At 64.7% G+C, this 22,906-nt stretch carries 18 protein-coding genes and 1 tRNA gene; 9 read left to right on the top strand and 10 right to left on the bottom strand.

Annotated features, from left to right (window positions below; all coding sequences use genetic code 11):
* Positions 1-79 precede the first annotated feature (79 nt).
* From rho to argS, 6 genes are all read right to left on the bottom strand, one after another.
* Positions 80-2,203, bottom strand: coding sequence for a transcription termination factor Rho (gene rho / locus ACUYMZ_RS13495; RefSeq protein ID WP_481603821.1), 2,124 nt, complete (start codon positions 2,201-2,203; stop codon positions 80-82).
* Positions 2,204-2,509: 306 nt separating this feature from the next.
* Positions 2,510-3,484, bottom strand: coding sequence for a homoserine kinase (thrB, locus tag ACUYMZ_RS13500; protein WP_426003232.1), 975 nt, complete (start codon positions 3,482-3,484; stop codon positions 2,510-2,512).
* Positions 3,485-3,486: 2 nt separating this feature from the next.
* The gene (thrC, locus tag ACUYMZ_RS13505; protein ID WP_481603822.1) at positions 3,487-4,590 is read right to left on the bottom strand and encodes a threonine synthase; all 1,104 of its coding nucleotides are present in this window, start codon (positions 4,588-4,590) and stop codon (positions 3,487-3,489) included.
* The gene (locus ACUYMZ_RS13510; RefSeq protein ID WP_426003234.1) at positions 4,591-5,904 is read right to left on the bottom strand and encodes a homoserine dehydrogenase; all 1,314 of its coding nucleotides are present in this window, start codon (positions 5,902-5,904) and stop codon (positions 4,591-4,593) included. It lies immediately after the preceding gene.
* Entirely contained in the window at positions 5,897-7,360 is a 1,464-nt protein-coding gene (gene lysA, locus ACUYMZ_RS13515; RefSeq protein ID WP_481603823.1) for a diaminopimelate decarboxylase, read from the bottom strand. Before lysA ends, ACUYMZ_RS13510 begins: the two co-directional genes overlap by 8 nt.
* A gap of 2 nt (positions 7,361-7,362) precedes the next feature.
* The gene (gene argS, locus ACUYMZ_RS13520) at positions 7,363-9,027 is read right to left on the bottom strand and encodes an arginine--tRNA ligase (RefSeq protein ID WP_481603825.1); all 1,665 of its coding nucleotides are present in this window, start codon (positions 9,025-9,027) and stop codon (positions 7,363-7,365) included.
* 231 nt (positions 9,028-9,258) lie between these two features.
* On the opposite strand from argS, the gene ACUYMZ_RS13525 reads away from it, so the two are divergent.
* The 6 genes from ACUYMZ_RS13525 to ACUYMZ_RS13550 all read left to right on the top strand — a co-directional run bounded on the left by ACUYMZ_RS13525 (position 9,259) and on the right by ACUYMZ_RS13550 (position 13,905).
* Positions 9,259-9,741: an FMN-binding protein gene (locus ACUYMZ_RS13525; RefSeq protein ID WP_426003237.1), complete on the top strand. Its 483-nt coding sequence runs from the start codon at positions 9,259-9,261 to the stop codon at positions 9,739-9,741.
* A gap of 4 nt (positions 9,742-9,745) precedes the next feature.
* Positions 9,746-10,618, top strand: a complete 873-nt coding sequence (locus ACUYMZ_RS13530; RefSeq protein ID WP_481603827.1) for an FAD:protein FMN transferase — start codon at positions 9,746-9,748, stop codon at positions 10,616-10,618.
* On the top strand, positions 10,615-12,117 hold the full coding sequence (locus tag ACUYMZ_RS13535; protein ID WP_481603829.1) for an FAD-dependent oxidoreductase: 1,503 nt from the start codon (positions 10,615-10,617) through the stop codon (positions 12,115-12,117). Before ACUYMZ_RS13530 ends, ACUYMZ_RS13535 begins: the two co-directional genes overlap by 4 nt.
* Positions 12,118-12,229: 112 nt before the next feature.
* Positions 12,230-12,302, top strand: a tRNA-Arg gene (locus ACUYMZ_RS13540).
* 185 nt (positions 12,303-12,487) lie between these two features.
* Positions 12,488-13,531: a M4 family metallopeptidase gene (locus ACUYMZ_RS13545; RefSeq protein ID WP_481603831.1), complete on the top strand. Its 1,044-nt coding sequence runs from the start codon at positions 12,488-12,490 to the stop codon at positions 13,529-13,531.
* A 71-nt stretch (positions 13,532-13,602) separates the two neighbouring features.
* Positions 13,603-13,905, top strand: coding sequence for a protealysin inhibitor emfourin (locus ACUYMZ_RS13550; protein WP_442423567.1), 303 nt, complete (start codon positions 13,603-13,605; stop codon positions 13,903-13,905).
* A gap of 67 nt (positions 13,906-13,972) precedes the next feature.
* Here the strand turns inward: ACUYMZ_RS13550 and ACUYMZ_RS13555 are convergent, their stop codons facing one another.
* A complete protein-coding gene (locus ACUYMZ_RS13555; protein WP_426003243.1) occupies positions 13,973-14,941 on the bottom strand; it encodes a GlxA family transcriptional regulator in 969 nt (322 codons plus the stop codon).
* A gap of 81 nt (positions 14,942-15,022) precedes the next feature.
* On the opposite strand from ACUYMZ_RS13555, the gene ACUYMZ_RS13560 reads away from it, so the two are divergent.
* The 3 genes from ACUYMZ_RS13560 (at position 15,023) to hrpA (ending at position 20,280) form a co-directional block, all read left to right on the top strand.
* A complete protein-coding gene (locus tag ACUYMZ_RS13560; protein WP_426003244.1) occupies positions 15,023-15,193 on the top strand; it encodes a hypothetical protein in 171 nt (56 codons plus the stop codon).
* A gap of 72 nt (positions 15,194-15,265) precedes the next feature.
* A complete protein-coding gene (locus ACUYMZ_RS13565) occupies positions 15,266-16,267 on the top strand; it encodes a helix-turn-helix transcriptional regulator (RefSeq protein ID WP_481603834.1) in 1,002 nt (333 codons plus the stop codon).
* Positions 16,264-20,280, top strand: coding sequence for an ATP-dependent RNA helicase HrpA (gene hrpA, locus ACUYMZ_RS13570; RefSeq protein WP_481603836.1), 4,017 nt, complete (start codon positions 16,264-16,266; stop codon positions 20,278-20,280). Before ACUYMZ_RS13565 ends, hrpA begins: the two co-directional genes overlap by 4 nt.
* A 70-nt stretch (positions 20,281-20,350) precedes the next feature.
* On the opposite strand, the gene ACUYMZ_RS13575 is transcribed toward hrpA, so the two are convergent.
* From ACUYMZ_RS13575 to ACUYMZ_RS13585, 3 genes are read right to left on the bottom strand one after another with little or no spacing between them, the layout of a single operon-like run.
* Positions 20,351-20,779: an HIT family protein gene (locus ACUYMZ_RS13575; RefSeq protein WP_481603838.1), complete on the bottom strand. Its 429-nt coding sequence runs from the start codon at positions 20,777-20,779 to the stop codon at positions 20,351-20,353.
* Positions 20,776-21,924 carry an NAD(P)-dependent alcohol dehydrogenase gene (locus tag ACUYMZ_RS13580; RefSeq protein ID WP_426003251.1) on the bottom strand — a complete coding sequence of 383 codons (1,149 nt, stop codon included), beginning with the start codon at positions 21,922-21,924 and terminating at the stop codon, positions 20,776-20,778. Before ACUYMZ_RS13580 ends, ACUYMZ_RS13575 begins: the two co-directional genes overlap by 4 nt.
* Entirely contained in the window at positions 21,921-22,838 is a 918-nt protein-coding gene (locus ACUYMZ_RS13585; protein ID WP_481603840.1) for a sulfurtransferase, read from the bottom strand. The genes ACUYMZ_RS13580 and ACUYMZ_RS13585 overlap by 4 nt, the downstream gene beginning before the upstream one ends.
* Between the last annotated feature and the right edge of the window lie 68 nt (positions 22,839-22,906).

Below are 22,906 nucleotides of genomic sequence, written 5' to 3' on the forward strand. Positions count from 1 at the left end.
GCGTGGTGGCAAAGCCCGAAGGGACTTTGCCACCACGCGTAGGGGCGGGGGCAGCAGAATCAGCGGCTCACCAGAGCAGCTATTTGTCGTTGTCCGACTTTGCTCCAAGCGTCGTCTTCTGGACCTGCATGAGGAACTCGACGTTGCTTTGCGTTTCCCGGATCTTGTTGGTCAGCAGCTCAAGGCTCTGCTGCTGCTCCAGGCCCGAGAGGACACGGCGCAGCTTCCACATGATCTTGACTTCTTCGGCCGAGAGCAGGTTTTCTTCACGGCGCGTGCCGGACGCGTTGACGTCCACGGCGGGGAAGATGCGCTTGTCCGCCAGCTGGCGGGACAGGCGCAGTTCCATGTTGCCGGTGCCCTTGAACTCTTCGAAGATGACCTCGTCCATCTTGGAACCGGTCTCCACGAGTGCGGTGGCCAGGATGGTGAGCGAGCCACCGTTTTCGATGTTGCGGGCAGCACCGAAGAACCGCTTGGGCGGGTACAGCGCGGCGGAATCCACACCACCGGACAGGATACGACCCGAGGCGGGGGCTGCCAGGTTGTAGGCGCGGCCCAGGCGGGTCATGGAGTCCAGGAGGACCACAACGTCCATGCCCATTTCGACGAGGCGCTTGGCACGCTCGATCGAAAGCTCGGCAACTGTGGTGTGGTCATCGGCAGGACGGTCGAACGTCGAGGCAATGACCTCGCCCTTGACCGTACGCTGCATGTCCGTTACTTCTTCGGGACGTTCGTCAACCAGCACCATCATGAGGTGGACCTCAGGGTTGTTGGTGGTGATTGCGTTGGCGATGGACTGCAGGATGAGCGTCTTACCAGCCTTGGGCGGGGAGACGATCAGGCCTCGCTGGCCCTTGCCGATCGGAGCCACGAGGTCGATGACACGCGGGCCGATCTTCTTGGGGTCCGTCTCCAGGCGCAGGCGCTCGGACGGGTACAGCGGAACCAGCTTGGCGAACTCGACCCGGTCCTTCAGTTCCTCCGGCGTCTTGCCATTGACCGAGGTCACGCGGACCAGGGCGTTGAACTTCTGGCGGGAGGACTGCTGGTTGCGGTCTTCACCTTCGCGCGGGGCACGGATGGCACCCACCACGGCGTCGCCCTTGCGCAGGTTGTACTTCTTGACCTGGGCCAGCGAGACGTAGACGTCATTGGCGCCCGGGAGGTAGCCGGAGGTACGGATGAACGCGTAGTTTTCCAGGACGTCGAGGATGCCTGCCACCGGCAGGAGGACGTCGTCCTCAGTGATCTCGATGTCGTCTACCTCGGGACCCTGGGCCCGGCCGCGGCGGCGCTCGTTGCGGTCGCGGAAGCGGTCGCTGCGGCTGTTGCCGTCGCGTCCGTCCTGGCCACCGCGCCGGTCGCTCCGGTCATTTTGCTCATTGCGGTCGCGGCGGTTCCGGCGGTTCCGGCGGTTGCCCGTGTCCTCGCCTTCGTTGTCCTCCCGGCGGCGGGAGTTGTCACGACGTTCGCGCTGGGGCTGCTCCCCGGCTTCGGACTGCTCGCGCTGTTCGCTGCGTTCGCCGCGCTGTTCGCCGCGCTGCTCGGTGCGTTCTGCCCGCTCGGCACGGGGTTCGCGCTGCTCAGGTGCGGCTGCCTCGGCTGTTTCCGCGGAAGCTGCGGCGGCCTCGCCACGGCGGCGGTTGCGGGTACGCGGCTGGCGGCGTTCGCTTGCAGCTTCACTGTTGTCCTGCGTGGCAGGCGCTTCGGCCGGCGCAGCTTCCGGAGCGGCTGCTTGGGCGGATTCACCCGGAGCGGCGACAGCAGCTGCCTCGGCAGCGGCGGCTACTACGCCGTCGCTGGTGGCGCGGCGGCTGCGGCCACGTCCACGGCCCCGGGGTGCTTCCTGGGCCGGGGTTTCGGCGCCGGCATCCGGTGCGGTTGCGGCGTCTGCTGCCGGGGCCGGGGCTTCGGCGGGCGCCTGGGTGGCAACGGTGTCCGTTGCCTTGGCTGCCTTGGTTGCCCTGGCAGGTGCTTTGGCGGTGGACGTCCCGGCCCGGTGGGCAGAGATGGCCGTTACCAGGTCCCCCTTGCGCATGCGCGAACCACCGGAGATTCCCAGCTGGCTGGCGAGAGCCTGAAGCTGGGCGAGCTTGAGGCCTGCAAGGCCACTGCTCTTGGTGGCGGCTGCCGTTGACGACTCGGCAGCAGAAGATGATGTGTCCACAGCTGAAGCCAGCTCAGTGGTTTCTGTCACGAAGGATCCTTCCCCCTCGACGGCGTCCAGGGCGAGAGCCGGACGCGATGATTTGATCTGGGCTGCAGTTCAGATCTGCAGCCGGTATTTTCGGCCTTGCCTGATGGATTGTGGCCAACAGGGCCGGTACTGATCGTCTTCACTGGATCCAGTTGCCCGGACAGCCGACTGACTATTCAGGGAACAGAGAGAGTTCTGCGGAACCTGAAACAGGCCGGAAGGAGACGGCACCACCAGGCGTTGACGCAGTTGACGAAAGGAACGGCGAATCCACCGTAGTCCAAAATCAGGGAACTGCCCGCGGCTTTACCGGCGGTGCACTTCCACTCTAGCACCTTCGACGTCCACAGCCAGCGTCATCACGCGCCATCCGACATCCGGTGTGTTGGATGCCGTAAATGCCTCAATCTTTTGGACAATCTCCGCGGCTTCACCCTGGCCGTTGGCCAGGACCATGACAGTAGGCCCGGCACCTGAAACAACGGCGGCATGCCCGGCGGTCCGCAGCGATGCAATGAGGTCGGCGCTGGGACGCATTGCCTCGGCCCGGTAGCTCTGGTGCAAATAGTCTTCGGTACCTGGCAACAGGAAGCGGGGCTGGCTGGTCAGAGCGTGGATCAGCAGCGCAGCGCGCCCCGAGTTCATGGCTGCCGCATGGTGGCCCACCGAGGCCGGCAGCAGTCCGCGGGCAGTTTCCGTCGACAGTTCATAGTCGGGAATTGCCACCACCGGAACCACCGACGCCGCGACGTCGGCGCGCGTACTGCTGTACTGCTCGCTGTCCTGCCAGGACAGCGCCAATCCGCCAAAGATGGCGGGTGCGACGTTGTCAGGGTGACCTTCGATCTCACTGGTCAGCTGCAATATCCAGTCACGGTCCTGCCGGGCTGCTTCCGGAACCAAGGCATTGGCGGCGGTGACCGCAGCAACCACGGCCGCAGCCGACGAACCGAGCCCACGTCCATGCGGGTTGACGTTGTCTGCAGTGATCCGGAGGCCCGCACGCTGGTAGCCGAGCCGCTCCAGGGCAAGATCGATCGCACGCACCACCAGGTGGGAAGCATCGCGGGGAAGGGTATCCGCCCCTTCGCCGGAGAGCTCGAACTCGAGCTCCCCGGACTCCAGGGTTTCCACCGTCAGGGTGTCATGGATGGACAGGGCCAGGCCCAGGCTGTCGTAGCCGGGCCCCAGGTTGGCACTCGTTCCGGGGACCGTGACGGTCAGCCGCTGGCCTGCCGCGACAAGTGCACGATCAGTCGCGGTGGGCTGCGTTGTTTCCACTCTTACTTTTCTTCCAGTCCCAGTTCTGCTGCCACGGTAACGACGTCATTGGGCACCTTGACGGGCTGGACGTCGCTGCCGTCCTCGGTGCGAAGGGCCCACTGCGGGTCCTTCAGGCCGTGGCCCGTGACGGTGATGACAATGGTCTTTCCGGAGGGCACCTCGCCGGCAGCGTGCTTCTTGATCAGCCCGGCGACACCGGCGGCCGAGCCGGGTTCGACGAAGACGCCTTCCTTCGATGACAGCCAACGGTGTGCGGCGAGGATTTCCTCGTCCGTCACGGCTTCAATGAGGCCGCCGGACTCGTCACGGGCCGCAACAGCGGTTTCCCACGATGCAGGGTTGCCGATCCGGATGGCGGTGGCAATGGTGTCAGGCTCAGTGATGGGGTGTCCGGCCACGAAGGGAGCCGCACCTGCAGCCTGGAAGCCCCACATGACGGGGGTCCTGGTGGACACGGCGGGGAGTGTCCCGTTGGCGGTCTCGAACGGAGCGGCGTACTCCTTGTAACCCTTCCAATAGGCACTGATGTTCCCTGCGTTGCCCACGGGCAGCACGTGGATGTCGGGCGCGTCGCCCAGGGAGTCCACAACTTCGAAAGCACCCGTCTTCTGGCCCTGGATACGTGCAGGGTTGACGGAGTTCACCAGGAACACCGGGTACGACTCGCCCAGCTTGCGGGCGATGTCCAGGCAGTTGTCGAAGTTGCCGTCCACCTGCAGCAGCGTGGCGCCGTGGGCAATGGCCTGGCTCAGCTTACCCATGGAGATTTTGCCTTCGGGTACCAGGACCGCGCATTTGAGTCCGGCGGCCGTAGCGTACGCAGCAGCGGAGGCGGAGGTGTTTCCCGTCGAGGCACAAACAACTGCTTTGGCACCGGCTTCGACGGCAGCAGTCATGGCCATGGTCATGCCACGGTCCTTGAAGGAACCGGTGGGGTTCATGCCTTCGACCTTGAGGTAGACCTCGGAGCCGGTCAGTTCGGAAAGCTTCTGCGCGTGGACAAGAGGAGTGCCGCCCTCGCCGAGGGTAATGACCTTGGTGGCTTCCGTTACAGGCAAACGATCAGCGTATTCGCGGATTACTCCGCGCCATTGGTGAGCCACTTAGACCCCTTCTACCCGCAGTACGGATGTCACAGAATTGATGACGTCAAGGCCCTTCACGGCCTCGACGGTTGCTGCAAGTGCAGCTTCGGATGCCCGGTGCGTCACGATCTTCAGCTCAGCCGATTCCACGTTGGATGCGGAATCCCGGTGGATTGTCTGGCGCATGATCTCAATGGACACGCCGTTCTCCGCGAAGATGTGGGCGATGCGAGCCAGCACGCCGGCCTGGTCTGCCACATCCAAGCCGATGTAGTAGCTGGTGTTCGAGGCGTCAACCGGCAATGCCGGAACATGGCCCGTCGTGGTTTCGGTTCGACCGGGTCCGCCCAGGACCAGGCGCCGCGCAGCGGAGACAAGGTCGCCCAGCACTGCCGAAGCTGTGGGCGTGCCGCCGGCTCCCTGGCCGTAGAACATCAGCTCGCCGGCGTTTTCCGCCTCGATGAACACTGCGTTGAAGGCTCCACGGACAGCTGCAAGCGGGTGCTCCCGCGGCAAGAGCGTGGGATGGACGCGGACGGAGATGCCGCTTCCGTCCTCCGAGTCAATCTTCTCCGCGATGGCGAGGAGCTTGATGACAAAGCCCGCTTCCTTGGCGGAGGCGATGTCCTCGGCGCTGACCTTGGTGATGCCTTCACAGTAGACATCATCCAGGGAGAAACGCGTGTGGAACGACAGCGAGGCAAGGATTGCCGCCTTGGCTGCGGCGTCGTGGCCTTCGACATCGGCAGTGGGATCGGCTTCGGCATAGCCAAGGCGCTGGGCTTCGGCCAGGGCGTCGGCGAACTGCGCGCCCGTGCTGTCCATCTGGTCAAGGATGAAGTTGGTGGTGCCGTTCACGATGCCCAGAACGCGTGTGATGCGGTCTCCGGAAAGGCTGTCCCGGATCGGACGAAGGATCGGGATGGCACCGGCCACTGCGGCCTCGTAGGACAGCTGCACCCCGGCTTTGTCGGCTTCCTCGTACAGGGTGGGACCGTCCTGGGCGAGCAATGCCTTGTTGCCCGTGACCACGCAGGCGCCGTTCTGGATGGCGGTGAGGATCAGCGAACGGGCCGGCTCGATGCCTCCCATGAGCTCGATCACCAGGTCGGCGTCCTTGACCAACGTCTCGGCGTCAGTGGTGAACAGTTCGCGGGGCAGCTCAACATCACGGGGTGAATCGATGTTCCGCACGGCGATACCGGACAGTTCCAGCCGTGCCCCGCTGCGGGCCGCAAGGGCCTCGGCGTCGTCAATCAGAATCCGCGCGACCTGGGCCCCAACGTTGCCACAGCCCAGCAGGGCCACCTTCAGGTTTCGCACTTCAGACATTCGCCACTCCCATGTCGCGGTTCAAGAGATCTTCTTCGGTTTCCCCGCGGACAATGAGCCTTGCGACGCCGTCGCGCACCGCGACAACACCGGGCCGTGCCAGGTAGTTGTAGTTGCTGGAGAGGGCCCAGCAGTAGGCGCCGGTACCCGGTACTGCGAGCAAATCACCGGCTGCCACATCCGCGGGCAGATATACATCTCTAACAACTATGTCGCCGCTCTCGCAATGTTTGCCCACTACGCGGGACAGCTGCGGAGCCGCACTGGAGTTCCGGGACGCCAAAATCGCCGAATAATCCGCGTCGTACAGCACCGGGCGGGCGTTGTCGCTCATTCCGCCGTCCACCGACACATAGCGCCGGGGGTACGTAACGTTGTCCGGCTCATCCGTGTCAGCCGGACCGTCCACACGTACCGTCTTTGTGGTGCCCGTCTCATACAGGGTGAACGTGGTGCTGCCGACGATCGCACGGCCGGGTTCGATGGAGATCCGCGGTGCAGTGATGCCCAGCTCCGCGCAGGTTGCACGCACCACGGCAGCCATCGCCTGCGCAATGTCCGCCGGCGGGCGCGGAGTGTCCACGGGGGTGTAGGCGATGCCGTAACCTCCGCCAAGATCGAGCTCCGGCATCACGATCGAGTACTTCTGCTGCATGGCAGCCTGGAAGCCCAGCAGTTTTTGGGCCGCCAGGGCAAAGCCGTCCGGCTCGAAGATCTGCGAGCCAATGTGGCAGTGCAACCCCAGGAGTTCGATGCTGTCGTAGGCCACCGCAGCAGCAACGGCTTCCTCCGCCGCCGACAGGCCCTCCTCATCGGTGGTATCACCGGCCATGGAGAGTCCGAACTTCTGGTCTTCATGGGCCGTTGCGATGAACTCGTGCGTGTGTGCGTGCACCCCGGGAGTCAGCCGCAACATCACGTTTGCCCTGGTGCCCCGGCTGGACGCGATTTTGGCCACGCGTTCCAGTTCATCGAGGCTGTCCACCACGATCCGGCCTACGTTCATGTCAAGGGCCCGGTTGATTTCGGCATCGGATTTGTTGTTTCCGTGGAGGCCCAGGTGGCTTCCGGGAAGTCCGGCGTGCGCTGCCACAGCGAGTTCCCCGCCGGAACAGGTATCGAGCCGCAGGCCTTCGTCGGCAACCCACTGTGCAACGGCGGTGCACAGGAACGACTTGCCCGCGTAATAGACATCCACTCCCCCGCAGATGTCCGCGAAGGCAGCATCGAAAGCATCCTTGAAAGCGCGTGCCCTGGACCGGAAGTCGGTCTCGCTCATGACGAACAACGGGGTACCGAACTGCTCCTTCAGCGCGCTGGCAGCGATGCCGTCAATGGTGACCTCACCGGCGTCGTTCTTCTGCACGCCTTCAGCCCACAGAAGCGGCTGCAGGGCGTTCAGGTCCTCGGGAACGGCCAGCCATTCGGGGGCCAGCGGTGATTCGTGGGTGGTCATGGTTACATCCGTTCCGGCGCAGAGACGCCCAGCAGTCCGAGTCCATTGGCCAGCACCTGGCTGGTGGCATCGTTGAGCCACAGGCGGGTGCGGTTGACGTCCTTTACAGGTTCCTCACCCTGCGGAGACACACGGCAGGCATCGTACCAGCGGTGGTAAGCCCCCGCGATAACTTCCAGGTGCCGGGCAATCCGGTGCGGTTCGCGCAGTTCCGCAGCCTTGGCGACGATGGACGGGTAGCTGCCCAGGTAGGACAGGAGTTCGTTTTCGGTCGGGTGGTCGAGCAAGGACGCGTCGAAGGCGTCCTCGCCATCAATCTGCCGTTCCACCCGGGCCTCAGCTGCGTTCCGCGCGGTACCGCGTGAACGGGCGTGGGCGTACTGCACGTAGAACACCGGGTTTTCATTGCTGTTTTTCTTCAGCAGTTCAGGGTCCAGCGTCAGCGGTGAGTCGGCAGGGAACCGGGCCAGGGAATACCGCACGGCATCCTTGCCCAGCCAGGAGATCAGGTCCTTGAGCTCGATGATGTTGCCGGCACGCTTGGAGAGCTTGGCGCCGTTGATCGAGACCAGCTGTCCGATCAGGACCTCGATGTTGACCTCCGGGTCATCGCCTGCGCACGCGGCGATGGCCTTGAGCCGGTTGATGTAGCCGTGGTGGTCTGCCCCCAACAGGTAGATCTTCTCGATGAATCCGCGGTCCTTCTTGGACAGGTAGTACGCGGCGTCGGCAGCGAAGTAGGTGGGTTCGCCGTTGGCACGGATCATCACGCGGTCTTTGTCATCGCCAAAGTCGGTGGTACGCAGCCAGACGGCTCCGCCGTCGTCAAAGACGTGGCCCTGCTCGCGAAGGCGGGCAACCGCGGATTCGATGGCACCGGCGTCGTGCAGTTCCTTCTCGGAGAAGAAGACATCGAACTCGACCCCGAATTCGGCCAGCGTGTTCCTGATGTCCACCATCTGGGCCTCGTAGGCAGCGGCACGGATCACAGGCAGCGCCGCCTCGTCCGTGAGCTCGCGGATGTCCGGGTGGGCCTTGAGGACTTCATCCCCCAACTCCCGGATGTATTCGCCGGGGTAGCCACCTTCGGGAACATCGCGTCCGTGGAGGCGGGACAGGACGGAGTTGGCGAAGACGTTCATCTGCGAGCCGGCGTCGTTGATGTAGTACTCGGCAGTGACATCCGCGCCTGACGCACGCAGGACCCTGGCGATGGCGTCGCCCAGTGCCGCCCAACGGGTGTGGCCGATGTGGAGCGGCCCGGTGGGGTTGGCTGAAACGAATTCCATGTTGACTACATGCCCGGCGAGCGCCTTGTTGGTGCCGTAGGCAGGCCCGGCCTCCACGATGGCTTTTGCCAGGGCGCCCGCGGCAGCTGCGTCCACGGTGATGTTCAGGAATCCCGGCCCGGCGATGTCAACACCGGTAACCCCGGGGATTTCCTGCAGCCGGTTGCTGAGGATGACCGCGAAGTCGCGCGGGTTCATGCCTGCTTTCCTGCCAAGCTGGAGGGCAATGTTGGTGGCCCAGTCTCCGTGCTCCCTGTTCTTGGGACGCTCCACGCGGACGGTTTCAGGAACGTCGGTTTCCGTCAGGGCGATTTCCTGGGCGGAGACAGCGTCCTTGAGGCAGGCGGATATGGCAGCGGAGAGTTCTTCGGGAGTCACCCATCTAGCGTACCGGGGGGCCTGCAAAGACGCGGAATTCGGGCCGTGGACGTGGACAACCTGCACACAGCGGAGGCACAGGAACGGCTGGCCGGGGGCACAGGGTGAACCATTACGCTGATTTCATCGTTGTGAAGACGTAGGAGGTGGCCTTGCCGGCCATTACCGAGCACTACCGGTCCATTGACGGATCCGCGTCCAATCCCAAGCCCAGTTGAAACGAGCAGAACCATGACTACGCCACTTCGCAAAAGCCTTTACGTTGGTATCGCCGGCCTCTCCATCATCGGAACCGCTGCAGCGTGCGCGCCCTCCACCCAGGCACCTTCCACCCAGACGCCCGCCACGCAGAACGGCGGACAGGCGTCCACAAGCAGCCCGTCCGCGGCAGCTTCCTCTTCCAGCGGGTCGGGTACGTCTACGTACAAGGACGGCACCTACAGCGCAGACGGGACCTATACGTCTCCCAACGGCCAGGAAACCGTCGGGGTGGAACTGACCCTGGCTGGAGACACGGTGTCGGCCGTGAACATCACGGTCCACCCTTCCAACCCCAATACCAAGAAGTTCCAGGGTGAATTCGCCAGCGGGATCGCCGGCCAGGTAGTGGGGAAGAACATCGATGAGCTCAATGTTTCCAAGGTGGCCGGCTCGTCGCTGACCTCCGGCGGCTTCAACGACGCCGTCCAGCAGATCAAGTCCCAGGCAAAGTAGCACCATGCCGCACCCGGGCTGGAGCAGTTTCAGCTTTGAAGGGATCGGCACGCAGTGGGACATCGCGACGCAGGACCCCCTCACGCCTGAGGTACAGGGACACCTGCTGTCCACGGTGGAGGACTACGACCGGACCTACTCACGGTTCAGGGCGGACTCTGCCGTGTCGGCCCTGGCCCGCGAGGCAGGCACTGTGGTCCTTCCGGCCCACGCCGTGGCCCTCCAAGGCGTTTACGCGTCCTTGTACCGCTTGACCGACGGCGCCATGACCCCGTTGGTGGGCTGGAGCCTGGAACGCCTTGGTTATGACTCCTCCTACACCCTGGCACCACACGGTGCCCCCGCGCCCGCCTCCCGGTGGGAGGATGTCCTGGAATGGACGGGCACAAACCTGGGTGCCTTGGAGCCCCTGGTGTTTGACATCGGCGCGGCCGGCAAGGGGCAGCTGGTGGATCTGCTCGGCGATGTCCTCCGGTCCGCCGGGCATCGCGAGTTCCTGGTGGACGGCAGCGGCGACATGCTCCATGCCGGCAGCCGCCCGGTGACCGTCGCTTTGGAACATCCCTATGATGCGCGGCAGGCGATCGGCACGGTCGAACTGCAGAACGGCGCGCTCTGCGCGTCCGCTTCGAACCGTCGCGCATGGGGTGATGGCCTGCACCACGTCCTGGATGGGCGGACCGGACGGCCGATCCAGACCACGGTAGCCACCTGGACCCGCGCATCCACGGCATTGGTGGCCGATGCCTTGGCCACGGCGCTGTTCATGGCGGAACCGGCCCGGCTGGAGTCCGGTTTTGAATTTTCCTGGCTCCGGGTGTCCTCGGACGGCACCTTCAGCCGTTCGAAGGACTTTGAGGGGAAACTGTTCACATGAACGCAGTGAAATCGCGGCTTGATACCTGGCTTGGCAGGTTCACCATGTACCGCCTGGTCCTGTGGGTGCTGGGCATCCTGGCGGCCTACAGCCTGGTCCTGAATGCCCTTGGCTGGCTGACGTTCGGAATTCCGCAGATGCTGGTCCATCTGGCAGTATGCCTCGGCGTTACCTACGCATCGAACCGCCTGCTCGCGCTGCTGTTCCGGACCACGCCCCATTCGGAATCGTCCCTGATTACGGGTTTGCTCCTCTACTTCCTCTTCTGGCCAACGTTCGCCCCCACTGACATGGCCGGGGTGGCTCTCGCATGTGTCCTGTCCAGTGCTTCCAAGTACGCGCTGGCGTTCCGCGGGCGCCACATTTTCAATCCGGCCGCGGCGGGAGCGTTCCTCACGGGTTTGACGGGGCTGAACATCGCCACATGGTGGGCGGCAACGCCTGCCATGCTGTGGCTGCTGGTTCCCGGTGTCCTGGCCGTGCTCTACCGTACGCGGAAAATGGCCATGGCCACCGTTTTCACGGTGGTATCGACCGGCATCATCTTCGTCGAGCTCATGGGCCGTGGGATGACGGCGGGGCAGTCGTTGTGGCAGCCGCTTGCCCAGCGGCCGGTCCTGTTTTTCGTTGGTTTCATGCTGTCTGAGCCACTGACCCTTCCGCCGCGGCGCTGGCAACAGCTGGCCTTGGCCGCACTGGTGGGCGTCGTTTTTTCCGTTCCCTACAATTTCGGTTTCGTCGCCAACTCCCCCGAGCTCGCGCTCCTGCTGGGCAACCTCCTGGCGTTCTTCCTTGGTCAGCGCGGCGCCGTCCACCTGACGTACAAGGGTTCGCGGCCGCTGACCCCGGGCAGCAGGGAGTTCCGCTTCGAGCCTGATCGTCCCGTCCGCTTCGCTGCCGGGCAGTACATGGAGCTGAACCTGCCGCACCGGAAATCCGACGGCAAGGGCCGCCGCCGGGTCTTCAGCATCACCAGCGCACCAAGTGCGCCGGAGGTGACTTTCGGCGTCGGAACCGCCGGTCCCTTGTCCAGTGCCAAGCAGGCGCTGCTCGCCCTGCAGCCGGGCGATAAGGTATCGGCAACCTCCGTGGGCGGGGACTTCCTGCTTCCCAACGACGCCGGGAGGCCTGTCCTGCTGATTGCTGCGGGGATCGGGATCACGCCTTTCCTCTCCCATCTTGCTGCCAGCGGCCCCGGCCGTGATGTGGTGGTGCTGTACCTGGCTAAAGGACGCGATGAACTTGCTTCCTGCGATGCGCTGGAAGCCTCCGGTGCCCGGGTGATTGCCCGCCTCGCCGATGGTTCCACTCCCCCGGCGTTCATGCACGACGCCGGTCCCTCCCGGATCGACGGAACCCGCCTTGAGGAGCTGGTTCCGGATGTTTCAGGGCGGGACGTCTATATCTCCGGGTCGCCGGCCAGCGTGGAGTCCCTGCGGGCCGCTGCACGGTCGGCTGGCGCCCGGCGTGTCCACATCGACTCCTTCGCAGGCTACTAGGGGTTCGGGGGACGGCAGGCCGGATGCGGCGGCGTCGCGTGCCGTTTTCGTTTGCGGCGCAGTGGCTGCTAAGCTCTAGGACGTCCCACCGGCAACGGAGGGATCCCCGGATGCCCTCGTAGCTCAGGGGATAGAGCGTCTGCCTCCGGAGCAGAAGGCCGTAGGTTCGAATCCTATCGAGGGCACAATGAAGACCCCGCCAGTTACCTGGCGGGGTCTTTGTCGTTCCCGGCCCCTTTTCGCCACTGTCCGGGCGCCAGGCGGTGCCGGACTATCAGTTCGGGGCATGCCGGGGCGACACCCGGAAATTGTCGGACCCCGCTCCTAGGCTGGTCGCAGTTGCAGTCGCAGAGAGCCAAAGGGGTAGTCCATGATGTGTTCGATCGTCCCGCCGTACATGCTGCGCCGGCTTGCGGCTCAGCACGAGCCCCGGCTCCGAGCCGTAGCCCGGGCCGCCAAGGAATCGCTCCTGCATATCAGGGATTTGCAGGCCGCCCGGGCGACTCCCGTGCCCGCAGCCCCGCCGAGTGCCCGCCAAGCCAAGCCCGGGCCGCCCTCCCGGACCATCTACGACGCCGGGTCGTCCGAATCGCTGCCAGGGCGGGTTGTGCGGAAGGAAGGCGCACCCCCTTCCGGGGACGCTGCGGCGGATGAGGCTTATGACGGCCTGGGCGGAACGCACGGGCTTTACGCAGACATTTTCGGGCGCAATTCCATTGACGACGCCGGGTTGGCCCTGGACGCCACGGTGCATTACGGGCAGCTGTATGACAACGCGTTCTGGGATGGAAGCCAAATGGTCTTCGGCGATGGCGACGGCCAGATTTTCCAGCGCTTCACTAAATCCTTGAGCGTCATCGGCCATGAGTTGGCCCACGGCGTGACGCAGTACACCGCCAACTTGGCGTACCGGAACCAGGCGGGGGCCTTGAACGAGTCCATGTCGGATGTCTTCGGTGCGCTGGTGGAGCAGTACGTCAGGAAGCAGCCGGCCAGCCGTGCCAGCTGGCTGATTGGCGAGGGCCTCTTCACCGAACACGTCCAGGGCTCCGCGCTGAGGTCCATGAAGGCTCCCGGCACGGCGTATGACGACGACGTCCTGGGAAAGGATCCCCAGCCCTATTCCATGGACACCTACGTCCGCACCAGCGCGGACAACGGAGGAGTGCACATCAATTCAGGCATCCCGAACAGGGCCTTCTACCTGGTGGCCTCGGAATTGGGTGGCAACGCCTGGGAAGCCCCGGGACAGATCTGGTACGGGACCCTCACCAGCGGCGCCCTTCCTGCCACCTGCACTTTCGGCAAGTTCGCCAGGACTACCCTTGCTACCGCGGAAGAACTCTTTGGTGCCGGTTCGGCCGAGCATGACGCCGTGAGGAAGGCGTGGGAAACTGTGAAGGTCAAGGTTTAGGAGCCGGCCGGGCAGGCGGGGACGTTCCCGCCCGGCCGGTCATGTACAGAAAGCGGTGACGGGCCGGCGCCATGAAAATCACAGTCCAGCGCAGCGGGGGCATCGCCGCCATGACGCGCGTCTGGATCGTCGAGGCGGTGTCCGCCCAGGACAAGGAGCGGTGGCTGCCCATGGTGGAGGCGTGTCCTTGGGATGAGGCCAGCCACCGCTCCCCGGCCGGCAACCAACCGGACCGGTTCATGTACTCGATCCGGGCCGGGCAACGCCGCGCCACCCTCCCGGAACGGGAAGTCACCGGCCCTTGGCAGGAACTGGTCGATTGCGCCAAAGCGGAGGGCGCAGAAACCCGCGGCCGCTTCGGCACACGGCGCTGACCATCCGGAGAACAACCAGCCCGCAGATAAACCACCCGTTACCGCCCCACCCGCTACCGCCGGAAGCTTAGATGGCTTCAGCCAGTTGGCCCCTGAACGCCCTCCGGTAGCTCTGTGGACTCGTGTCCAGGACTTTGGCGAAGTGGTGCCGCAGCAGTACGGAATGTCCAAATCCTGCTTCGCGGGCTACTTCGTCAATGTTCAGTTCGGTGGTCTCCAGCAGTTCCTGGGCCCGGAGCACCCGCTGGGAGTTGAGCCAGGCAGCCGGGGTCGCACCTGTTTCGGCCCGGAACCGGCGCGCGAAGGTCCGCGGGGACATATGGACCCTGGCGGCAAGCTCGTTGACGCTGTGTTCCTCCTCCAGGTGTTCCACCATCCAGCGCAGGAGCTGCTCCATGGGCGCGGATCCACATTGCGGCATGGGCCGGTCGATGAATTGTGCCTGGCCTCCGTCGCGGTGCGGCGGCACCACCATGTCCCTCGCTATGGCGGCTGCAACGTTGGCGCCAAGTTCCGTGCGGACCAGGTGCAGGCAGGCGTCGATTCCCGCGGCTGTACCGGCGCTGGTGATGATGGTCCCGTCCTGGACGTAGAGGACGTTTTCATCGACGATCGCCGCCGGGTAGCGGGCGGCGAGGTCCTGCGAATAATGCCAGTGCGTGGTGCAGCGCCTCCCGTCCAGCAAGCCGGCCCGGGCCAGGGCGTACGCTCCGGAGCAGATGGACATGACCCACGCTCCGCGGGCGTGGGCTGCCCGCAACGCGTCCAGCACGGACTCCGGAACATCCTGGTCGCGGCCGAAGGGGGCCATGATCACGAGGTCGGCGTCAGCTGCGGCCTCGAGCCCGAGGCTGACGTGCAGTGAGAGCCCGGATTTCATCCTGATGTCGCCCGGCTCCGGCGCGCACACCCGGAAATCGAAGGCAGGAACGCCTGCGCCGCGGTCGGAGCGGTCGATGCCGAAGACTTCGAAAGCCGTACCGAACTCGAAGATGGAGAAGTTGGGAACCACGATGACTGCCACTGAGGTCAACATACATCCAGTGTGGCAGAAAATTTGCTAAATGGGGCATTTCTGCCACTGTTTCCTTGACCATCTCCAGAGAAGGATGGAGGCATGGAAATCTTCGGAATCATCCTCTTTCTGGTCCTCGTCACTGCTGTAGCAGCCACCGTCTCCGCCCTCCTCAAGGACGGCCGCGGACACAACCCGCCCATCAATTCCAAGCAGCCCTGGACGGCGTTTGACGCCCCCAGCTCGCCCTACTGGAACCCGCGCATCTACTGACCGCTCTCCTGCCCGCAACGAGTCTTTCCCACGTGCATCCGCCCGGGCAGCACGTGGACTAGATTCATCAGCATGATCCAAACTTCCGCCCGCCTCCTGCAACTGCTGTCGCTGCTGCAGGTGCGCCGGGAATGGACAGGTCCGGCCTTGGCGGAACGAATGGGCGTCACGGAGCGGACCGTCCGCCGGGATATCGACAAGCTGCGCAACCTTGGTTATCCCATCCACGCCTCGCCGGGGTTCGCCGGCGGTTACCAGTTGGGGGCAGGCGCGCAGCTTCCACCACTTCTCCTGGACGACAACGAAGCCCTCGCTGTTGCCCTCGGCCTTAATGCGGTGGCCGCGGGCCCCGTGGCAGGCATCGGCGAAGCGTCAGTCCGGGCGTTGGCCAAGCTTGAGCAGGTTCTGCCCGCCCGGTTGCGACCCAAATTCGCGATGCTGAAGACAGCCGTCACCACCCTGCCAAGCAACGCGGCATCAGTGGACCCGCAGCACCTGACGGCTCTGTCCTCTGCCATCTCCGACCACCGGCAGGTTTCCTTCGACTACATCAAGTCAGATGCTTCCGCCGCGCGCCGGTTGGTGGAACCGTACCGGTTGGTCGATACCGGCCGTCGTTGGTACCTGGTTGCCTGGGACCTTGACCGCGATGACTGGCGGACATTCCGGGCCGACCGCATCGGTTCACTTCCCGCCGAACGCCGCAAATACGTTCCGCGGTCTTTGCCGGCGGACGACCTGGCGGCCTATGTGCAGCAGTCCATCACCAGGTCGCCCTACAGGTACGACGTTGTGGTCCGGCTGCACGCCCCCATGGCCGAGGTGGCCGCCGTCGTGAATTCCACCATCGCGGCGTTGTCACCAGACGGCGGGTCCGCCACCATTCTCCGGGCAGGCTGGGACAACCTTGCCGCGCCCGCGGCCCATCTGGCGTCGCTGGAGATGGACTTCGACATCCTGGAACCGCCCGAGTTCAAGGCCTTTGCCCTGCAGCTCTCCCGGAAACTGACGGCAGCCGCCGGTCCGGCGTCAGCTCCTGCCGATGACACGGCAGTAGACTGGCATCAGCCATGACACTTCATATCTCCTACCCCGCCGAGCTCCCCGTTTCCGAGCGCCGCGAGGACTTGATGGCGGCCATCGCCGCACACCAGGTGACCATCATCGCCGGCGAAACCGGCTCCGGTAAAACAACGCAGATCCCCAAGATGTGCCTGGAACTGGGATTGGGCGACAACGGCCTGATCGGCCACACCCAGCCCCGGCGCCTCGCTGCCCGGACAGTGGCCGAACGCATCGCGTCGGAACTCGGCGTGGAGATCGGCCAGGAGGTAGGTTTCCAGGTCCGCTTCACCGGCGAGACCAGCCCGGCCACCAAAATCAAGCTCATGACTGACGGCATCCTTCTCGCGGAGATCCAGCGGGACAAGCTGCTGCGCAAATACAGCACCATCATCATCGATGAAGCGCACGAGCGAAGCCTCAACATCGACTTCATCCTGGGCTACCTGAAGCGGATCCTCCCCCAGCGCCCGGACCTGAAGGTCATCATCACCTCGGCCACCATCGACCCCGAACGCTTCGCCAACCACTTCGGCACGGACGATTCCCCGGCTCCCATCATTGAGGTTTCCGGCCGTACCTACCCGGTGGAAATCCGGTACCGTCCACTGTCCCAACCGGCTGATCCGGATGAAGACGCCTCAGACGACGAACTCGAGGAAGACCGCGATCCCCTCGACGCTGTCTGCGACGCCGTGGACGAACTCGCCAAGGAGGCACCCGGGGACATCCTGGTGTTCTTCTCGGGCGAGCGCGAAATCCGTGATGCCGCAGAAGCCATCAACGGCCGGATCCAGGCCAACCGCCGGCTCGCCGGAACCGAGGTGCTTCCGCTGTTTGCCCGGTTGAGCCTGCAGGAACAGCACCGAGTCTTCAACCCCGGTGGGAAGCGGCGCATCATTCTTGCTACCAACGTGGCCGAGACGTCCCTGACGGTCCCCGGAATCAAGTACGTGATTGATACGGGAACGGCCCGCATCTCACGGTACTCGCATCGCACCAAGGTCCAGCGGCTTCCCATCGAACGCGTGTCCCAGGCTTCTGCCAACCAGCGCTCGGGCCGTTGCGGACGCGTGTCAGAAGGCATCGCCATCCGGCTCTACTCCGAAGAGGACTTTGAGTCGCGTCCACAGTTCACGGATCCCGAGATCCTCCGGACCAACCTCGCCGCGGTCATCCTGCAAATGACCGCCATGGGTGTGGCACGGGGACCGAAGGACGTCGAAAACTTCCCCTTCGTGGAGCCACCCGACTCACGCGCCATCAACGACGGCGTCACTCTCCTCCGTGAACTCGGTGCCTTGAGTGCGGCCCGGCAACAGGACGCCGGCGAGGGGCAGGGTGCGGATCGAAGAGGCGGCGATGAGGGCCGCAACGGCCGCGGACGCAGTGGCCGGAGCCGCAATGGCCAGGCCCGAAGCGGCAGCGGACTGACCGCCGTCGGGCAGAAGCTTGCCCAACTGCCCGTGGACCCGAGACTCGGCCGTATGATCGTCGAGGCGGGCAAGCGCGGTTGTGTCCGCGAGGTCATGATCCTCGCTGCGGCTTTGACCATCCAGGACCCAAGGGAACGGCCCACTGACAAGCAACAGCTTGCTTCGGAAAAGCACGCGCGCTTCCGTGATGAAAACTCGGACTTCACCGGCTATTTGAACCTGTGGAATTACGTCCAGGAAAAGCAGCGTGAGCTCTCCTCCACCCAGTTCCGGAAGCTATGCCGGACGGAGTTCATCAACTACCTGCGCATCCGTGAGTGGCAGGACCTCTTCACCCAACTGCGCCAGCTGGCCAAGCCGCTGGGCATCACCCTGGACAACAAACGCGAAGCCGACCCCGTGGGCAACCATGAAGGCATTCACATCAGCCTGCTGTCCGGCCTCCTGAGCCACATCGGCATCTATGACGAACGCAAACGCGAGTACGCCGGAGCACGCGGCAGCCGGTTCGCCATCTTTCCCGGCTCTGCCCTGTTCAAGAAGTCGCCTCCTTTTGTGATGGCGGCGGAGTTGGTGGAGACCAGCCGGCTGTGGGCGCGGGTGGCTGCAAAGTTCGATCCCCTGTGGGCAGAACAGGTGGCAGCTGACCTGGTGAAGCGCTCCTACAGCGAGCCGCACTGGTCCTCTCGCCAGGGTGCCGTACTGGCCCACGAGAAAGTCACGCTCTACGGCGTCCCCATCATTCCCAACCGCCGCGTCAACTATGGACGCATCGACCCGGAGCTCTCCCGCGAACTGTTCATCCGCCACGCATTGGTGGAGGGCGAGTGGCGTACCCACCACAAGTTCTTCCATCGGAACCGCGCCCTCCTCCAGGAAGTCGAGGAACTCGAGACCCGCATGCGGCGCCGGGACATCCTGGTGGACGACCAAACGCTCTTCGAGTTCTATGACGCCCGGGTGGGCCAGGATGTGGTGTCCGAACGCCACTTCGACAAATGGTGGAAGGAAGCCCGCCAGTCGGACCCAACGCTGCTGGACTTCGACCAATCGTTCCTCATGAGCGGGGACGCCGAAGACCTCGATGAATCCGCGTACCCCAAGGTCTGGGTCCACAAAGGCTTCGATCTTCCACTCAGCTACGAGTTCCACCCTGTGGCGCCAGGCTCCACGCCCGATCCCTCTGACGGCGTCACGGTCGAAGTGCCCGTGCTTTTCCTGAACCAGATGGACGACGCGCCGTTCCGTTGGCAGATCCCCGGCCAGCGGGTGGACCTCGTCACGGCACTGATCAAGTCGCTGCCGAAACAGGTCAGGAAGAACTTTGTTCCGGCCCCGGATGTCGCCCGGCAGGCCACGGCGGCCCTTGAAGCGGAGTTCGATCCCGCTGCCGATGAGCTGGAGCCTTCGCTCGAACTCGTCCTGCGCAGGTTGAAGGGGCACATCATCCCCCCTGGTTCGTGGAACTGGGCGGCTGTTCCTCCACACCTGCGCGTGAGCTTCAAGGTGGTGGACAGCCGGGGCAAGGTCCTTGGCGAAGGAAAGAACCTTGCCGCGCTTCAGGAAACCCTCGCACCGGCCACCCGGCGTGCGATTGCCGAATCGCTCGGGGCCACCCCGGCCACCACCCGGGCAGCGAAGACCAGCCCTGCGGCCCCCGGCGGGAAGGGCACCCGGGAAGCGCTGTTGCCGGGAAGCAAACCGGCAGACGGCACGGTTGCAGAGCGCAGCGGAATCACATCCTGGGACTTCGGGAAGGTCGAACGGCAGGTCTCCCGAAACGTCAAGGGCCACGCCGTCACGGGTTACCCGGCGATCGTCGACGAAGGTTCATCGGTTGCCTTGCGGGTTTTCCAGACGGTTCAGGAGCAGGAAGCGGCCATGCGTGGCGGCGTGATCCGGCTTCTGGCTCTTCGGGTTCCCTCGCCGGACAGGTACGTTCTGGAACACCTGAGCAACACGGAGAAACTGACGTTCAGCCAGAATCCGCACGGCTCCGTCAATGCCCTCATAGCCGATTGTGCACTGGCCGCCATCGACAAACTGACGCCTCAGGACCTCCCCTGGGACAAGGAAGCCTTCGATGCCTTGTACGAGGCAGTCCGTGCGGAACTGATCGACACCGTGTTCACGGTAACCGCCGTCGTCGAGCGCATCCTCGCGAGCACGCGCAGGATCCAGAAACAGCTGAAGGCGGCCACCAGCCTGTCACTCATCAGCGCCCTGAACGACATGAAGAGCCAACTGGAGCAGTTGGTCTACCCGGGCTTTGTGGCACAGACGGGCTACGCGCAGCTGAGCCAGCTTCCGCGGTATCTCCAAGCCATGGAGAAGCGTCTCGAGAAGCTGCCGTCCAACGTGCAACGGGACGGCCTGAATATGGCCGTGGTCCAGTCCCTGGAAGACGGGTATGACGACGCCGTGGCAGCACTGTTGCCCGGACGGCGCGCCGGCAACGAGTTAACACGCGTGCGCTGGATGATCGAAGAGCTCAGGGTCAGCCTCTTCGCCGTGGAACTGGGTACAGCCTATTCCGTGTCGGAAAAGCGGATCCGGACGGCCCTCAACCAGGCGCTGGCGCCCGCCTGAAGCGCCACGTCCGCGCCATATCCGCCAACCCGGTGGTGCCTCATCGAGCACCACCGGGTTAAAACTGCGCTCAGTCTTCGGGGACGAACTCTTCGTGGCCGGCCGCCCGCAAGGCGGCGCGCAACTTGACCGCGGTCGCGTCCATCACCGCTGGATCAGGGTTGTGGTCGACGTTATGGACTTCGAAGTCAGCCGTGGAATAGGCCGGCCAGATGTGGACGTGCAGGTGTTCCACTTCGAAGCCTTCCACGAGCACACCCACGCGTTTGGCGTCGAACAGCTTCTCCTGCACCTGCGCGATGCGCTGTGCCACATCCATGACCTTCCCCAGCAGTTCCGGGCTGGCATGGGTCCAGGAGTCCACCTCCGTGCGCGGCACCACCAGGGTGTGGCCGGACGTGATGGGCGCAATGGTCAGGAAGGCCACCACGTCCTCGTTCTTCCATACAAAGCGGCCCGGGATATCGCCGTTGATGATCTTGGTGAACAGCGTGCTCATGCGTCTGCCCTTTCTGACGGTTGGTGGAGTGTTGCGGTGTCCAGCACGAATCGGTACTTCACGTCCCCGGCAACCATGCGGTCGTAGGCCTCGTTCAGCCGGGAGGCGTCCACTACTTCGATATCACTGGCAACGCCATGCCCGGCACAGAAATCCAACATCTCCTGGGTCTCCTGGATGCCGCCGATGAGGGACCCCGCATAAGCCAGGCGGCGGCGGATGAGGAGCCCGGGGCTGACCGGCGGCATGTCCTCCGCGGGAAGGCCCAGCTGGAACAAAGCACCCTCGAGCCGCAGGGTCCGGAAGTAGGGGTTGAGATCGTGCGGAGCAGCCACGGTATCGATGATGACATCGATGCTGCGGCCGGCAGCGTCCATGGCTTCCGGGTCCGTTGACAGGACTACGTGGTCCGCGCCGAGCTCACGGGCGGCCTGGAATTTGGTCTCGGACGTGGTGAACACGGTGACCTCGGCGCCCATGGCCTTGGCGATCTTGACCGCCATATGGCCCAGTCCGCCCAAACCCACAACGCCAACCGCATCCCCCTCTTCCACCTCGAAGTACCGCAGCGGCGAGTAAGTGGTAATTCCTGCGCACAGCAGCGGTGCGGCGGCCGCCGGGTCCAAGGCATCCGGTATGCGCAGGACGAACCTGCGGTCAACCACCACGGAGGTGGAGTAGCCGCCCTGGGTGATGGCATCCCCATTGCGGGGATCGGGGGCGCCATACGTCCCCACGTTGCCCCGTTCGCAGTACTGTTCCAGGCCGTCCAGGCAACTGTCGCATTCCCTGCAGGAGTCCACCATGCAGCCCACTCCCACCCGGTCGCCGGGCGCGAATTCCGTCACGGCAGCGCCAACGCGCGTCACCTTGCCGACGATCTCATGGCCAGGCACCAGCGGATAGGGCGGGATGCGCCATTCCCCGCGGGTGGCGTGCACGTCCGAATGGCAGAGGCCGCAGAATTCGATCCCGATTTCCACGTCGTCGTCCTTGGGTTCCCGCCTCAAGACGGTCAGGGGCACCAGGCCGCTCCCAGGGGAGGTGGCGCCGTAGGCGGCTGCGAGGTTGGTCGCCACGGAGGGCGGGTGTTCGACCGTGATGGGTTTGGCAAGCGGCGGTGGTACGGGGCGTCCTGGCGTCATGGTTCGACGCTACCTCCGGCGCCTGTGGCTGTGCCAGTTTGCGGACGTCCCGTTCCGGCGGTCGCCGGCTCGCCCTCGAATGGTTCCGGCCCTGTGGCCACAGGGTTGCCGGCGTCGTTGGACCACTGCGAGAAGGACCCGGGGAAAAGTGCGGCCTTGAACCCCGCCAGTTCGAGAGCCACGATCTGGTGGGCGGCCGTCACGCCGGATCCGCAATAAACCGCTACGGGAGTCTCGTCCGTGACGCCGAGCCCGGCGAAGCGGGCCCGCAGTTCCTCCGCGGGCAGGAAGGTCCCGGCCGCGGAGATGTTGTCGGTGGTCGGTGCACTGAAGGCACCGGGAATATGCCCCGCACGCGGATCAACCGGTTCCACTTCCCCGCGGTAGCGCTCCCCCGCCCTGGCATCGAGCAGAACACGGTCACCGTGCCAGTGGGCAGCCTCTTGCCCGCTGATCACCGGCATCCTGCCTTCAGCCAGCGTGAGATTCCCGACGCCGGGACTTACCTCGCCTGTTTCCAGCAGGTGGCCTTCCGCGCGCCAGGCGGACAGGCCGCCGTCGAGCAGGTAAACCGACGCAACCCCGGCGTTGCGGAGCATCCACCACACGCGGGCGGCAGCCATGCTGCCGCTGTCGTCGTACGCGACCACGGTGTCGCCCTCATTTATGCCCCACCGGCGGGCTGCTTCCTGGAAGCGGTCCGTGGACGGCAGCGGGTGCCTCCCCAGTGCGGGCTGCGCGTGGTCGGCGAGTTCCGTGGGCAGGTCCACAAACACCGCCCCGGGAAGGTGGCCCTCCAGGTAGCGTTCACGGCCATCGGTCCGGCCCAGGACCCAGCGGACATCGAGAAGCACAATGCGCTCCCCTGCCGCGAGCCGGCCATGCAGCCCGGCAGCGTCAATCAGCGGTGGCATTCAAACTCCTTGCGGTCGTTGGCGTTTCTTCAGGTACTGCTCACAGGGCATCCGCGTCCCAGCCTAGT

It is taken from the genome of Arthrobacter sp. T572 (genome assembly GCF_056780115.1).

What these genes read in the sequence shown, in the direction of transcription:
- ACUYMZ_RS13560 (WP_426003244.1), top strand. Translation starts at nt 15,023, where the DNA reads ATGGAAATCTTCGGAATCATCCTCTTTCTGGTCCTCGTCACTGCTGTA.
- ACUYMZ_RS13525 (WP_426003237.1), top strand. Translation starts at nt 9,259, where the DNA reads ATGACTACGCCACTTCGCAAAAGCCTTTACGTTGGTATCGCCGGCCTC.
- ACUYMZ_RS13530 (WP_481603827.1), top strand. Translation starts at nt 9,746, where the DNA reads ATGCCGCACCCGGGCTGGAGCAGTTTCAGCTTTGAAGGGATCGGCACG.
- ACUYMZ_RS13585 (WP_481603840.1), bottom strand. Translation starts at nt 22,838, where the DNA reads ATGCCACCGCTGATTGACGCTGCCGGGCTGCATGGCCGGCTCGCGGCA.
- lysA (WP_481603823.1), bottom strand. Translation starts at nt 7,360, where the DNA reads ATGACCACCCACGAATCACCGCTGGCCCCCGAATGGCTGGCCGTTCCC.
- ACUYMZ_RS13545 (WP_481603831.1), top strand. Translation starts at nt 12,488, where the DNA reads ATGATGTGTTCGATCGTCCCGCCGTACATGCTGCGCCGGCTTGCGGCT.
- ACUYMZ_RS13575 (WP_481603838.1), bottom strand. Translation starts at nt 20,779, where the DNA reads ATGAGCACGCTGTTCACCAAGATCATCAACGGCGATATCCCGGGCCGC.
- ACUYMZ_RS13565 (WP_481603834.1), top strand. Translation starts at nt 15,266, where the DNA reads ATGATCCAAACTTCCGCCCGCCTCCTGCAACTGCTGTCGCTGCTGCAG.
- ACUYMZ_RS13555 (WP_426003243.1), bottom strand. Translation starts at nt 14,941, where the DNA reads ATGTTGACCTCAGTGGCAGTCATCGTGGTTCCCAACTTCTCCATCTTC.
- ACUYMZ_RS13580 (WP_426003251.1), bottom strand. Translation starts at nt 21,924, where the DNA reads ATGACGCCAGGACGCCCCGTACCACCGCCGCTTGCCAAACCCATCACG.
- ACUYMZ_RS13550 (WP_442423567.1), top strand. Translation starts at nt 13,603, where the DNA reads ATGAAAATCACAGTCCAGCGCAGCGGGGGCATCGCCGCCATGACGCGC.
- ACUYMZ_RS13510 (WP_426003234.1), bottom strand. Translation starts at nt 5,904, where the DNA reads ATGTCTGAAGTGCGAAACCTGAAGGTGGCCCTGCTGGGCTGTGGCAAC.
- ACUYMZ_RS13535 (WP_481603829.1), top strand. Translation starts at nt 10,615, where the DNA reads ATGAACGCAGTGAAATCGCGGCTTGATACCTGGCTTGGCAGGTTCACC.
- hrpA (WP_481603836.1), top strand. Translation starts at nt 16,264, where the DNA reads ATGACACTTCATATCTCCTACCCCGCCGAGCTCCCCGTTTCCGAGCGC.